The sequence below is a fragment of the Psychrobacter phenylpyruvicus DSM 7000 = NBRC 102152 genome, from assembly GCF_000685805.1.
Taxonomy (GTDB): domain Bacteria; phylum Pseudomonadota; class Gammaproteobacteria; order Pseudomonadales; family Moraxellaceae; genus Psychrobacter; species Psychrobacter phenylpyruvicus.
Window position 1 is genome coordinate 1 of the sequence record NZ_JMKP01000022.1, and the last position, 14,157, is coordinate 14,157.

Sequence of the window (14,157 nt, forward strand, 5' to 3'; positions counted from 1 at the left end):
ATTAGGTGCAGATAAAGGGTATATCCGCCCTGAGTTAACACAGCACTTTGCATCAAAGGGTATTGATTTGCAAACACCGCTAAGACGCAATATGACAGATAATAGACCTAAGTCTGATGTTAATCGATTGATGCGTTATCGACGTAATATTGAGACTGTTATTGGTCAATTGTCTGACTGCTTTAATATACAGAAAGTACGTGCTAGAGATTTATGGCATTTGTCTCATCGTTTAACGCGTAAGATTCTGGCGCATAATTTCTGTTTTCTTTTAAATAAAAAACTTGGTAACCCGCCTCTTCAGTTTGAATTGCTAATAAAGTGTTGAGAGTGGGGTGTTCTTAAATAATTTTTAAGACTACGTGCGAGGTAGAGTTACCCCTACCTGACCTTGGTATTTGCCCCCACGGTCTTTATAACTGGTTTCACAAACATCATCAGCATCACTTTGGAAAAATAGCATTTGTGCTACCCCTTCACCGGCATAAATACGGGCTGGTAAAGTAGTAGTGTTACTAAATTCTAAAGTAACGTGACCTTCCCACTCAGGTTCAAGTGGGGTAACGTTGACAATTATACCACAGCGAGCGTAAGTTGATTTACCCAAGCAAATAGTCAAAACATCACGTGGAATTCTAAAGTATTCTACCGTACGTGCTAAGGCAAAAGAGTTGGGAGGAATGATACACTCATCACCAACGATATCGATAAAACTGTTTTCATCAAAGTTTTTCGGATCTACTATCGCCGAATGCACATTGGTAAAAACCTTAAACTCACGGGCACAGCGCACATCATAGCCATAGCTAGAAGTACCATAACTGACCAGCTTATCGCCAGCGTCATTAAAGCGGACTTGGCCTGGTTCATATGGCTCAATCATGCCATGTTCTTCAGCCATTCTACGAATCCAGCGGTCAGATTTAATTGACATTTTACACCCTCAAACTATTGATTTAAAACTACTAATTTAAATAAGATATTATAAAAAAAGCTCAATTATATAAGATTCAACTTTTTATTTACAGCCGCACTACTGATTGTGCGGTCGAATCGGGCTATTAAGTGGGGCTATTTTACGCTCATTAATGACTTTGTGCTAATATTGTGCAGTATTTGCTCATTAAAAATGTAAACGACCCCTACCCGCTTATGTTTACTTTATGATGTTTTATCTTAATTGAAGAGGCTACATGCCCCCTTTACCATTTGGCAAAATGATCTTCTGCCAGTCCCATTACTTGGTCTAGAACTATCACCTCATCATTTGCAAGCCTAATGTGACCTGAGTAATAGCCTATCCACTGCTCAAAGATACTGGCTACTAAGGCATAGTTGTCGGTTTTCTTATAGACTTTGATTGGGGTGAAGGTCAACTCAATATCAACCTTGCTCCAGCCAAGATTTTGATGACTGATGCTCCAAGTATTGCTCTTTTTATCCTCTAGACTGTCTCTTCGAAACATTACTGGCGGTAAGTGATGAATTTCTCCGTCCAGCCAGCAAGCATTCTCACTGATCCCAGTTTCATTAACGCCCATAGATAGGTTGAGCATAAACTGCCGACCCTCCTCAAGCTGAGTATTAATACAGCTCCAGAACCAGTTAGTCTCATGACGCATAAAACCTAAAGTCCAATCTAAATTGGCATCAGTTAAGGCATCAAATTCAAACCGAGTCTGAGCGTGGTTAGCCTCTTTACTGTCACTGGTCTTAGGATAATGCTTGGACAAGCTATGTAGGATTAACTCGCCAGAGGTAGAAACAAAAGGTTCTTTTTGGGTATAGCTCCAACCTCGTCTCCCTGATGGCGAGCACACGGCTAGGGGCTGCTGTGCCCGCTGTAATTCAGCGTTTATAGTAAATACATTACTATTTAGTCTGACACTGACAAACTCTGGCGAAAAATTCATTTTTAGCGTCAGCTTATCGTGCTCAAAGAGCATCTCACCGTTTTGATGATCCCCACTAAACTGAGCATTGATAGTTAAAGGCAGTAAGGCCTCAACTATCTCAAACTGCTTAGTTTCTTCATGATATATATAAGCAAAAGCCGTCGTCGCCAACTTAATCGTGGCAACTGCCATGCAGATTCGGTAAGGCCCATGTACTATCTGCACAAAGGCAAATTGATTGGCTTTTAATTGCTTACGCCACTGAGCAACAGGCTTTTGCGAAATTAAATGGCTATGATAATCCAAGTAATTTATTTGATTTACCTGGGAGAACACCCCAAACTGAGGTTGACCTTGCTCTATGAGTTTATCAATAGAGGGCAAGTCATAAGCATTTTTATTTGTCATTAGAATATACGACCATCATCACGTTTTTTAGCGAATCTTTCTATGTTTACTTCAATATTGGTAGCGATATCAAGGTAGAACTGTGCATAGTCATCACCCTGTCCCTCATTAGCAATAACACTAGGCACGCCTTTGTCAGCTTGAGCTCGAATGTCGCTGGCTAGGGGGAGTTGACCTAACAACGGCACTTGATATTCTTTAGCAATTGACTCTCCACCGCCTGCCCCAAATATGGCTTCTGTATGACCACAGTTGGAACAAGTATGTAGCGCCATATTCTCCACCACACCTATCACTGGAATGCTGGTTTTATTGAACATCTCGATACCTTTTTGCGCATCCATCAATGCAATATGCTGTGGTGTAGTGACAATAACCGCACCAGTAACTGGAATACGCTGAGCCAATGTCAACTGAATATCACCGGTGCCCGGTGGCATATCAATCACTAGGTAATCGAGCATCGGCCAGTTGGTTTGGTTGAACAGTTGCATTAACGCACCGGTAGCTTTAGGACCACGCCAAGCCACAGGAGTGTTATCGCCATCAAGCAAACTGCCAATAGATAACATCGCTAAACCATGGGCTTCTACCGGCACAAATTGCTCGTTTTCTAGCTGAGGCTTTACCCCTTCTACCCCAAGCATACTGGGCATAGATGGGCCGTAGATATCCGCATCCAACACCCCAACACGATTACCTAGCTTTTGTAGTGCCAAAGCAATATTGACCGTGGTGGTTGATTTACCCACACCACCTTTGCCTGAGGCCACTACTAAGATGTGCTTAATACGCGGATGTGGCTGCAGACTCGATTGAGTTGGAGCACGTTTGGTAATTGGTGGCTCGGCTGCTGTAGACTGTTTTGCAGCGGCATCAATAGTTTTTGGTAAAGTCTTGGCGCTACCTTTGGTAGAGCTGACAGGCATAGAACTATTGTCTGGCATGATATTGACTCCAGTGGCTTTGGGTAGCAGGGCAATATTTAAGTTAACTTCTTCTATGCCAAGAGGCTTTAGCTTTAGCCCAAGCTGTCTTTGCACCTCTTCAGGATTTGCCTCTTCATCTAAGCGTAAATCTAAAGTCACTGTATCCCCATGATGTTGAAACTTAGTTAACTCGTTTCTATCACGGCCCTGTGGATAATTAGCCACTACCTCTTTTGCCACTGCTTCTAGCTGCGTAGCTTGCTGAGAATCTTCATTTTTTAGGGTATTTTTCTGAATCGTTTTTTTTATAAAATCAAACATTATTGCCCCTTAGTAACTTGTCACTGCTATCTACTGTAGTACGTTTAAGCTTAACACCAAAGTTGTAGCGTTTATTTATATCTTACACTTTAATATATAGCTTTCTATCTATAGCCTACGAACAAGCAAACTTCTAATATAACAAATCAGTTTAGCTCAATTAACCGCTGAAAAAAACCACAATAACTTTAAGACTATTGCCTTGTCTATGATCCCTTTCTTTAGGCTGATAATGCAAGCTTACCTCTCTATTCTTGCTTATCTACTGTTAGTTATTTTTGGCGATTACAGCGTTAAAAACTGTGAGGCAATAAACAGATAGATGGCGACACCTGAAGCATCACACACCGAAGTAATTAAAGGCGCGCTGGCGCTGGCAGGGTCAAAGCCTAGTTTGTTTAGTACAAACGGCAAGCTCATGCCAATCACACAGCCAATCATTACCACAGATATCATACTCAAGGCGAGTACTAATGCTACCACCGCATCGCCGCGGAAATAACCAATAACCGAAATAGCCGCGGCCATGGTGATACCTAGCAATAATGCAACCATAGCTTCACGGCCTAATAAAGAGAACCAGTCACGCATGACCACCTCCCCGGTCGCTAGGGCACGTACCATTAAGGTTGCAGACTGAGATCCGGCGTTACCGCCACTATCTACCAATAAAGGTAGGAAGAAAACCAGTACTAAGTTAGCAGCAATTACATCCTCAAAGTGAGAAATCCCCACGCCTGAAATTAGGTTACCAAATACCAAAAACACCAGCCAAAACACACGTTTACGATATAATATTCGAATGCTGGTATCTTTGAAGCTGCCGACCAAAGTTGAAACACCCCCTGACTTATGGAAGTCGTCTGTGGCCTCATCACTGGCTACGTCCATCGCGTCATCGTGGGTCACAATACCGACCAACGCTCCGTTATTGTCAATAATAGGCAGTGCAATTAAGTCATAACGGGCAATGGTTTTTGCCACATCTTCTTGGTCTTCATGCACATTGGTTGCCACAACTTTGGTCAGCATGATATCGCCAATCAACTGATCGGGTGAGGCTAAGATTAATGTTCTTAACGAGACGACCCCTTGTAGCTTGCGCTGTTCATCGATGACATAAGCATGGTAGATGGTCTCAGCATCAGGGGCTTCTAATCTTAAAGCAGCCAAAGCTTCAGCTACCGTCATTTGTGCCTTTAAGGTAGCGTAGTCCGATGTCATTAATGCCCCAGCTGTTTTTTCAGCATAGGCAGACAGTCGTCTAATATCTTCTCGCTCAGCCTGAGCCAAAGCCGGTAACAAAGCATCACGTTGATTTTGGTCTAAACGCTTATATAAGTCGGTTCGCTCATCCGATGGCATCTCGCCCACTAATTTGGCAAGACTGGCTCGCGGAAATAAGAACGCCATCTCAACTTGATCTTCTGGGTCAAGATAAGAAAAGACCGTGGCCCTATCCGGTAGCTTCTCTAGTAATTTCCACGACATATCTGGATCTAACAAAACCAATATGTCGGCAATGTCGATCGGGCGCAAATCCTTCAATTGATCTACGGCTTGGTCAAATTCTTGATTTTCAATGGCATTTTTTAATAATAATGCAGTCGCTTTATGATCCATAATTTGTACTCCTTGCAGCCCAGTCTTTGTGCAAGTAACCATAGAAATAAGTAATAAAAAAGAGCCAATAGTTATTTTATTGGCTCCTGATTTAGGCTCTAAATACTAGCTTTATTAGGGCAGTTGAAATAAGTGGCAGTTTCAAAAAGTCATTCATATAACAACATTTATATATAAATTTAGAGTTTGTTTTGTTTAGCAATGGCACCAGTTTTTAACTGCTCATAGGGTTGTTTGGCCTGTTATCAAAAGCATCCAATAGTGTCTGCTCGATGCCCGTAAATACGGTTTAAACATAACTCAAGGAGATGCTAAGCGATTGTCGTTTTTTTAACAAGGGTCTGATTGTTAAAAAAACGACTTCTAGATTTAAACTGCCGACTTTTTTTATTGAGTAATGGTGACCGGAGTATGCTTTTGTAGCTCCTCAAAGCTTACGCCATCTGCTAACTCTACCAACTTAAGACCATTGTCAGTCACATCCATTACTGCAAACTCGGTGATGATACGGTCCACTACTTTTTTGCCAGTTAACGGCAACTGACACTCGGCCAATATTTTTGGCTCACCGTGCTTATTAATTTGCTCCATAAGCACAATAACTCGCTGCACGCCAGCCACTAAGTCCATTGCGCCGCCCATCCCTTTTACCATTTTTCCGGGAATCATCCAGTTGGCTAAATCACCCTGTTCAGATACTTCCATCGCCCCCAAAATAGCTAGGTTTACATGACCACCACGAATCATTGCAAAGGATTCTGAGCTACCAAAGAAGCTGGCACCTGGCTTGGCAGTTACTGTTTGCTTGCCGGCATTAATTAAGTCTGGGTCAACGTTATCTTCTGTCGGAAATTCGCCAATACCCAATAAGCCGTTTTCTGACTGTAGCCAAACGTTCACACCCTCTGGAATATAGTTTGCCACCATTGTTGGTAAGCCAATTCCTAAATTCACATAAAAACCATCTTCTAATTCTTGAGCGGCGCGCTGAGCCATTTGCTCTCTAGTCCATGCCATGTTCATACTCCTTGTGTACTTTTTATTTTTACAAAATATTGGGCTACTTATCTATTACCCTTAATTTTATGACTTTATTTTTTTACAGTAATTTTTTCGATGCGTTTTTCTGGAGTGCTATTCAATACCAAACGCTGTACAAATATACCTGGTAGATGAATCTCATCAGCATCCAATTCACCAATTTCAACGATTTCTTCTACTTCAGCCACTGTAATTTTGCCAGCCATAGCACAGTCTGGGTTAAAGTTACGTGCGGTTTTATTAAATATAAGGTTGCCCGCTTTATCCGCTTTCTGAGCCTTTACTAACGCCACATCAGCGGTGAGTGAATTCTCTAAGATATAGGTGCGACCATCAAATTCACGAGTTTCTTTACCCTCAGCCACTTGGGTGCCTACACCTGTCGCCGTATAAAAGGCTGGGATACCTGCACCCCCTGCACGCAGCTTCTCTGCTAAAGTGCCTTGTGGTGTTAACTCCACCTCTAACTCACCCCCTAAGAATTGACGCTCAAATTCTTTGTTCTCGCCAACATAAGAGGAGATCATTTTTTTGATTTGTCGGGTTTGTAGTAGCAGCCCTAAGCCAAAATCATCGACCCCAGCATTATTACTAATACAGGTCAGCTCTTTTGCCCCGCTGTCCCTTAAGGCTAGGATAAGCGCTTCAGGAATACCGCACAGTCCAAATCCGCCAATAGCCAAAGTTTGCCCATCCTTGATAATGTCCTTTAAAGCAGACTCAGCGCTTTCATAAAGTTTCGATTGACTCATTATTCTCTCCCTGTTTGAATCAACTTAAGAATATAGCTTAGTACTAATTTTCGAAATAAAAGTACAGATGTTAACCAGCCCAGTTTAACTGGTTTCAAACCTAAAGCAAAATTAAGTGTTTATGCCGGTCATAACATCCTAATCCCTCCATCAATTGAGAAGAAGGAATGGTAAAATGCCGCTAATTAATTGAGAAAACAAAAGGGGAAGGTAAAAACCTATTGACCAGCTGTACGCTGGCGGGGGTGAGAAATTGAAACATAACAAATCCTTGTTAAAAATAAATATTTAATCCTTAAACATTACTCGCTATAACTCTTCATATTAGCTGAATCTTATGTTTTTTAAAATCCCTCAAGTTAACTCTAACAATTCTTTAGCTACTTTCAGCTAACTTAGCTTCATAACCCCCTTATCCCTAAGTTAACTTTTTCTAAATCAACCTATTTAAACAGAGGTTAATTCCCATTTTTACGCCATTTGCGGTATCATAGGCACACGTTTTATATTCAGATAATCTTCTTAAAAATTAATAAACTTTATAGGTGATTTTGTGCGTCAAATTCTTGTTACCAGTGCCCTTCCCTATGCCAATGGCAATATCCACTTGGGTCATCTTTTAGAACATATTCAAACTGATATCTGGGTGCGCGCTATGAAAGCCCAAGGTCATCAGGTGACTTATGTTTGCGCCGATGACGCACATGGTACGAGTATCATGCTTAAAGCAGAACAACAAGGCATTACTCCAGAACAGCTTATCTCAGAAGTCAAAAGCTCGCATCAGGCAGACTTTGCTAAATTTCTAATTAACTACGACAACTATCACACCACTCATTCTGAAGAAAATAAAGAATTTTCAGAATTAATCTATCGTCGTTTAAATAGCGAAGGTCATATTACAACCAAAGATGTTGAGCAATTGTTTGATCCAGAGAAGCAATTATTCTTAGCAGACCGTTTTGTTAAAGGCGAATGCCCCGAGTGTGCTGCACAAGATCAGTATGGTGATAACTGTGAGGTTTGTGGTACTACCTATGAAGCTACCGAACTCAAAAATCCATACTCAACACTTTCAAAAGCAACGCCAGTGCTAAAAACCTCTAAGCACTACTTCTTTAACTTGCCAGAGTTTGAGCAGTTCTTACAGCAGTGGACTACTGATAAAGGTCGACTACAGCCTTCAGTGGTCAATAAGTTGCAAGAGTGGTTTGAAGCCGGGCTAGCTAGCTGGGATATTTCTCGTGATGCCCCCTACTTTGGTTTCAAGATTCCTGATACTCCAGCGGATGAACCTGACAAATACTTCTATGTGTGGTTAGATGCGCCTATCGGTTATATGGCGAGCTTCAAAAATTTATGTAAAAAGCGTAAAGACTCTACCGACCCACTTAAGCCAGCATTAAACTTTGATGACTATTGGCTAGAAGAAAACCAACATAAAACTGAGCTTTATCATTTCATTGGTAAAGACATTGTTTATTTCCACGCTTTATTTTGGCCTGCTATGTTGGCCGGTGCTCAATACCGCACCCCTACCGGCGTATTCGCTCACGGCTTCTTGATGGTCAACGGTGAAAAAATGAGTAAGTCACGCGGCACATTCATTCAAGCTGAAACCTTTGCTAAGCACCTTCACCCAGAGTATCTGCGTTATTATTTTGCCACCAAGCTTTCAGATAAAGTTGAGGACATGAACCTAGACTTCGCTGACTTCATACAGAAAGTAAACTCTGATATGGTCGGCAAAGTAGTCAATATCGCCAGTCGCAGTGCCGGCTTCATCGTTAAGAAATACGACGGTATGCTGTCTGAAAACTGCGCTGAGCCTGAGCTGTTGAATGAGATTATTCGTGCCGGTGAAGAAATTGCAACCGCTTATGAAAACCGTGAGTTTAGTCGAGCCATGCGCCTAATTATGCAGTGTGCGGACAAAGCCAACGAATACATTGATAGCAAGAAACCTTGGGCGATGGCCAAAGAAGAAGGCCGTGAACAAGAAGTTCAAGACGTATGTAGTGTGGCCATCAATATCTTCCGTCAACTGATGGTGTATCTAGCACCGGTATTACCTGAGCTTACTGACAATGCTAAGGCCTTCTTAAACATTAATGACTTAAGTTTTGCTAGTCGTCATGAGCTGTTATTAGGTCATAAAATCAATAAGTTTAAGCCACTAATGCAGCGTATCGAACAATCACAGATTGATGCCATGATTGAAGACTCTAAGCAAGATTTACAAGCTGCAGCCGCACCAGTTCCTGAAGCTGCAGACAAAAAATCTTCCTCAAATAAAAAAGCGGATACTGCGGCAAGCGATTATATTGAGTTTGATGACTTCATGAAGGTCGAGATGACTGTGGCTCAAGTACTTGAGTGTAACTATGTAGAAGGTGCTGATAAGCTATTGCAGTTCACACTAGATATCGGTAAAGACCAACCAATTAATGTCTTTAGTGGCATTCGTAAGTTTTATGAGCCTGAGCAATTGGCCAATAAAAAAGTCATCTGTGTGACCAACTTGGCACCACGTAAGATGAAGTTTGGGGTTTCAGAAGGTATGATTTTATCTTCTGGCGACCCTAAAACAGGCTTAGTCGTCATTACTTTGCCGGATGAGTGCCAAGTAGGCGATAAGTTGGCCTAAAAACCAGCTGTAATAAAAGACTATTGAAACTAATTAATAGCTTGCAATTACTCGCTAAAAAGCCGATGTTATTAACATCGGCTTTTTTTATTGGTCTTTGTAGTCACTGACCACTTTTTTTATTTCTCAGTTGTGTTACATTATTGTAATATAGACTTACACTGTTAAACTTAAATGGATTATCAAATGCAAAAACAGTCAAATACCCACTCATTGTTTTCCTCTGCCAAGCCAACTTCTTTTGTTAATTCAACTGTAAAAAGTAAGACTGTTTGGCGCAGTATGATGGCCGTGACGCTTGGGGTTAGCTTAGCGGCATTAAGTGGCTGTACTGATAAGCCGGCAGCAGAAACTGATAAAGCCGCTGCGGCAACCAAAGAAGCTAAGACAGTGGCAATCACTCAAATCGTTGAGCACCCATCATTAGATGAGATACGCCGCGGTATTATTGAAGAGCTAGCGGCTAACGACTATGTCGAAGGTCAAAACTTAACGGTTAACTTCCAAAGTGCGCAAGGTAATACCGCAACCGCTGGACAAATCGCTAAACAATTTGCAGGTGATATGCCAGACGCTATCGTTGCCATCTCCACCCCTTCTGCACAGACTATTGCGGCAGCGACAACCACTATTCCTATTATTTATACCGCCATCTCAGATCCGTTAGCGGCCAAATTAATTAATGAAAATAACATCCCAACTCAAGCTAATATTACCGGTCTATCGAGCCAACTACCTATTGAGCCGCCTTTAGATTTAATCCAAAAGATTGTTCCTGATGCTAAGACCATTGGCTATGTTTATAGCCCAGGTGAGGCCAACTCAGTTACCGTATTAAGACAGCTACAAGAAGCCGCTCCAGCACGAGGGCTAAAAATCTTGGAAGTAACTGCCAACCGCCCTACCGATGTGGCTATGGCAACCCGCAGCTTACAAGGCCGTGCCGATGTTATTTATACCTCTTTAGACAATAACGTCATTAGCGCCTTTGAAGCCATGGCAAGCGCAGCTAATGAGATGAAAATCCCAGTGATTACCTCAGATGAATTCAGTGTGCGTCGTGGAGCTACTGCTGCATTAGGGGTTAACGACTATGACTTTGGCCGTGTCACAGGCAAGATGGTATACCGAGTATTAAACGGTGAGGCCATTACTGATATTAAACCTGACGTTATGAATAAGCTGACTTTATATGTCAGTCCAAAACATGCCAAGCAGCAAGGCGTTACTCTGGATTCTTCTCTTATAGCCGATGGCATTAATGTGGATGAAACCAAGCCAAGCAATGAGGCTAAATAAAAGCAGTAAACTCATACCTCTTATAGACGGAAATTTATAAGAGTATAAAACACCCCAGGAGATTGACCCATGTATAATAAAAATCGCTTTATGAAAACCCTAATGTGGGGCGGCGTTGCAGCAGCAGTTTTAACCGGCTGTAATCAACCTGCTAACGATAACGCTACAGCAGCAGATAATAATGCAGATACCCCTGCTGCCACCGAATTAAAAAAAGTAGCCATTACCGCTATTGTTGAGCACCCTGCATTAGATGCGGTTCGCCAAGGTGTCATCGAAGAGCTTGCCGCTGAAGGTTATGAAGAAGGCAAAAATCTAGAGATTAACTTCCAAAGCGCTCAAGGTAATACCGCTACAGCGGGACAGATTGCTAAGCAATTTGTGGGAGATAACCCAGATGTCATCGTGGCCATCGCCACCCCTTCAGCGCAGTCTGTGGCTGCTGCTACCAATTCAATTCCTATTGTATTCTCTGCGGTCACAGATCCCGTTGAGGCAAAGCTACTAAAAAGCTGGGAAGGTTCTGGCACCAACGTCACTGGCGCATCCGACGTCCTACCTTATGAGCCACAAATTGAGCTGATGAGACAGCTTATCCCAAGTCTAAAAAATGTGGGTTATGTTTACAGCCCAGGTGAAGTTAACTCAACTATTGTGCTAAAAAATCTAGAAGAGAAGTTACAACCAATGGGCATCACTGTCCATTCAGCACCTGCACAAAAGAGTAATGACATTGCTATGGCAGCGCGCAGTATCGCTGACAAAGTTGATGTTATCTATAGCTCTACTGACAATAACGTAGTATCTGCTTATGAGTCGTTATATCAAGTAGCAAAAGAAAGCAAAGTACCTTTAATTGCCTCTGATACCGGCTCTGTAGAACGGGGTGCAGTTGCAGCACTGGGCGTAAACTATCATGACTTAGGTCGTGAGACTGGTAAGATTGTGGTTAAGATTCTAAAAGGCGAAAATCCAGGGACTATCCCAGTTTATAAAGCAGAATCTTTGGACTTATTCCTCAGCAAGAGCCATGCAGCTGAACAAGGAATTGAGCTACCACAAGATCTTCTTTCAAAAGCCAAAGAAGTTCAAGACTAAAGTTATCATTTAACTTGAACTTGCCGTATAAAAGGCACATGGTTAATCTCATGTGCTTTTTATATTGTTTGCAATTTAATATATTTGCTAAAATAAATATTTTTCTATGACCACATCAAGCATACTAAGATATGGTCAATTAATATTGGTGGGTGATATGCTACCGGCTGTTCGTTTTCGCAATCATAATACTCATTGGTTTACCCTAAGTGCAGATTGCTTAATCTGTTAAATAAACTTTGCCAGACTGTGTTGTGTAGCAGCCTGTCAAACTCAAAGCGGTGTCTAAATATCTTATGTCTCTCATTGCTTTTTTTGGTGCCCTTGAAAGTGGTCTTATTTATGCCTTAGTGGCCCTAGGCGTACTTATCTCATTTCGAATTCTTGATTTTCCAGATTTAACTGCTGACGGAAGTTTCCCGTTGGGTGGCGCTATTGCTGGTATCTCTATTGTTTCTGGTATTGACCCTTGGATTGCTTGTGGCTTAGGCATGTTGGCAGGTGCGGTAGCAGGTATGGTTACTGCGTTTTTACATGTAAAGTTGGGTATTTTGCAGCTATTGGCCAGTATTTTGGTCATGGTGGCTTTGTATTCCGTAAACTTACGCATTATGGGTGCCCCAAACTTACCTTTACTGGGTGAAGAGACTGTATTTAGTACCTTAGTAACCAATGAGAATGGCTACTGGATGCGCTGTGTTATTATTGGCGTAGTGGTGTTGATTGCCAAATTAGCACTGGACTTATTTTTTAGTACCGAAGCAGGACTATCGATGCGCGCGACGGGCTCGAACTTACGCATGGCTCAAGCACAGGGTATTAACACCTCTTGGATGACCATTATTGGTATGGCAATCTCTAATGCCTTAGTTGCCTTAGGAGGTGCGCTGTTTGTGCAAACCCAAGGTGGTGCAGATATCTCTATTGGTATTGGTACCATCGTTATTGGCTTGGCGGCGGTTATTATTGGTGAGACCATCATTCCTGCCAAACGTATTTGGTTAATTACTTTCGCTGTGATTTTAGGGGCGGTAATTTATAAGCTATTTATTCAAGTGGCTTTATCAAGTAACACCCTACGCAGCATCGGCTTTGGCTCACAAGACTTAAACTTGATTACCGCTTTATTGGTTGTAATTGCCCTACAATTACCAACCATTAAGTCAAAACTGTTATCAGGTCGTCGAACTTAACCGCTGCTCAACTGTTACTTTTAGCTTCACTGAACCAATAAGGATATCGCCCTATGATGCAAGCCAATGACCTTAGGTTAACTTTTAACCGAGGCACCCCAATCGAAAACCCCGCTCTACGTGGTATTAGTTTAAATATTGCTGAAGGCGAGTTTGTGACTGTTATCGGTACCAACGGTGCGGGTAAATCTACTTTTTTGAATGCGATTAGTGGCACCACTCGTGTAGACAGTGGCTCAATCTTATTAAACGGTATTGATGTTACCAAAAAGACAGCTCACCAAAGAGCACACTGGGTAGCTCGTGTTTTCCAAGACCCTATGGCCGGCACCTGTGAAGCCTTAACCATTGAAGAAAACCTTGCTTTAGCCTATAAACGAGGCAGTAAACGAGGCCTAAGCTTTGCACTAAATAATAAAAACCGTGAGCTGTTCAAAGAGAAATTGTCTATCCTGAAATTGGGATTAGAGAACCGTCTTACCGATAGAATGGGACTGCTTTCAGGCGGTCAACGTCAAGCGGTAAGTCTATTAATGGCCTCACTGCAACCCTCTAAAATCTTACTGCTTGATGAGCATACCGCGGCACTAGACCCAAAAACAGCCGCTTTCGTATTAGAATTAACCGATAAAATCGTCACTGATAACAATCTGACCACTATGATGGTAACCCACTCCATGCAGCAAGCCCTAACTCATGGTGATCGAACAGTAATGTTACACCAAGGCCAAGTGGTACTTGATGTTGCAGGCGATAAGCGTAAAGGTATGACCGTACATGACTTGCTTGATATGTTTGAAACCACTCGTGGCGAGAAAGTGGAAGATGACAGCTTAATTTTAAGCTAGATAGCAATTATATTTCTTGGCGAATGCAAAAAGCCCAGTTGTTAACAAGTGGGCTTTTTTAATGATTATCAGCGTAAAATCATCTTAAAAATAGACTTGTGGT

General features: G+C 42.0%; 12 protein-coding genes. 6 read left to right on the top strand and 6 right to left on the bottom strand.

The features are described from left to right. A partial coding sequence (locus tag G561_RS0109135) for a transposase (protein ID WP_028859284.1) occupies positions 1-328 on the top strand: 328 nt, incomplete at its 5' end. Between the two features lie 30 nt (positions 329-358). On the opposite strand, the gene dcd is transcribed toward G561_RS0109135, so the two are convergent. The 6 genes from dcd to G561_RS0109165 form a co-directional block, all read right to left on the bottom strand. Then, positions 359-934: a dCTP deaminase gene (gene dcd / locus G561_RS0109140; protein ID WP_028859285.1), complete on the bottom strand. Its 576-nt coding sequence runs from the start codon at positions 932-934 to the stop codon at positions 359-361. A gap of 268 nt (positions 935-1,202) precedes the next feature. Continuing rightward, positions 1,203-2,303 carry a DUF2804 domain-containing protein gene (locus tag G561_RS0109145; protein WP_028859286.1) on the bottom strand — a complete coding sequence of 367 codons (1,101 nt, stop codon included), beginning with the start codon at positions 2,301-2,303 and terminating at the stop codon, positions 1,203-1,205. Continuing rightward, positions 2,303-3,553 (bottom strand): iron-sulfur cluster carrier protein ApbC, encoded by a 1,251-nt coding sequence (gene apbC / locus G561_RS0109150; RefSeq protein ID WP_028859287.1) that lies wholly within the window; start codon positions 3,551-3,553, stop codon positions 2,303-2,305. The genes G561_RS0109145 and apbC overlap by 1 nt, the downstream gene beginning before the upstream one ends. Before the next feature lie 285 nt (positions 3,554-3,838). Further along, entirely contained in the window at positions 3,839-5,176 is a 1,338-nt protein-coding gene (gene mgtE / locus G561_RS0109155) for a magnesium transporter (protein WP_028859288.1), read from the bottom strand. 387 nt (positions 5,177-5,563) lie between these two features. Further along, positions 5,564-6,193, bottom strand: coding sequence for a CoA transferase subunit B (locus G561_RS0109160; RefSeq protein WP_028859289.1), 630 nt, complete (start codon positions 6,191-6,193; stop codon positions 5,564-5,566). Between the two features lie 74 nt (positions 6,194-6,267). Beyond that, a complete protein-coding gene (locus G561_RS0109165; protein WP_028859290.1) occupies positions 6,268-6,969 on the bottom strand; it encodes a CoA transferase subunit A in 702 nt (233 codons plus the stop codon). 553 nt (positions 6,970-7,522) lie between these two features. On the opposite strand from G561_RS0109165, the gene metG reads away from it, so the two are divergent. The 5 genes from metG to G561_RS0109190 all read left to right on the top strand — a co-directional run bounded on the left by metG (position 7,523) and on the right by G561_RS0109190 (position 14,054). Then, positions 7,523-9,616 (top strand): methionine--tRNA ligase, encoded by a 2,094-nt coding sequence (gene metG / locus G561_RS0109170; protein WP_028859291.1) that lies wholly within the window; start codon positions 7,523-7,525, stop codon positions 9,614-9,616. Positions 9,617-9,898: 282 nt separating this feature from the next. Then, positions 9,899-10,915, top strand: coding sequence for an ABC transporter substrate-binding protein (locus G561_RS0109175; protein WP_028859292.1), 1,017 nt, complete (start codon positions 9,899-9,901; stop codon positions 10,913-10,915). Between the two features lie 69 nt (positions 10,916-10,984). After that, a complete protein-coding gene (locus tag G561_RS0109180) occupies positions 10,985-12,013 on the top strand; it encodes an ABC transporter substrate-binding protein (RefSeq protein WP_028859293.1) in 1,029 nt (342 codons plus the stop codon). A 296-nt stretch (positions 12,014-12,309) separates the two neighbouring features. Further along, positions 12,310-13,206 (top strand): ABC transporter permease, encoded by an 897-nt coding sequence (locus G561_RS0109185; RefSeq protein ID WP_028859294.1) that lies wholly within the window; start codon positions 12,310-12,312, stop codon positions 13,204-13,206. A 53-nt stretch (positions 13,207-13,259) separates the two neighbouring features. Beyond that, positions 13,260-14,054: an ABC transporter ATP-binding protein gene (locus G561_RS0109190; RefSeq protein WP_028859295.1), complete on the top strand. Its 795-nt coding sequence runs from the start codon at positions 13,260-13,262 to the stop codon at positions 14,052-14,054. Positions 14,055-14,157: the final 103 nt, after the last annotated feature.

Coding starts and splice junctions, on each gene's coding strand:
- dcd (WP_028859285.1), bottom strand. CDS start 934: ATGTCAATTAAATCTGACCGCTGGATTCGTAGAATGGCTGAAGAACAT.
- G561_RS0109145 (WP_028859286.1), bottom strand. CDS start 2,303: ATGACAAATAAAAATGCTTATGACTTGCCCTCTATTGATAAACTCATA.
- apbC (WP_028859287.1), bottom strand. CDS start 3,553: ATGTTTGATTTTATAAAAAAAACGATTCAGAAAAATACCCTAAAAAAT.
- mgtE (WP_028859288.1), bottom strand. CDS start 5,176: ATGGATCATAAAGCGACTGCATTATTATTAAAAAATGCCATTGAAAAT.
- G561_RS0109160 (WP_028859289.1), bottom strand. CDS start 6,193: ATGGCATGGACTAGAGAGCAAATGGCTCAGCGCGCCGCTCAAGAATTA.
- G561_RS0109165 (WP_028859290.1), bottom strand. CDS start 6,969: ATGAGTCAATCGAAACTTTATGAAAGCGCTGAGTCTGCTTTAAAGGAC.
- G561_RS0109175 (WP_028859292.1), top strand. CDS start 9,899: ATGATGGCCGTGACGCTTGGGGTTAGCTTAGCGGCATTAAGTGGCTGT.
- G561_RS0109180 (WP_028859293.1), top strand. CDS start 10,985: ATGTATAATAAAAATCGCTTTATGAAAACCCTAATGTGGGGCGGCGTT.
- G561_RS0109185 (WP_028859294.1), top strand. CDS start 12,310: ATGTCTCTCATTGCTTTTTTTGGTGCCCTTGAAAGTGGTCTTATTTAT.
- G561_RS0109190 (WP_028859295.1), top strand. CDS start 13,260: ATGATGCAAGCCAATGACCTTAGGTTAACTTTTAACCGAGGCACCCCA.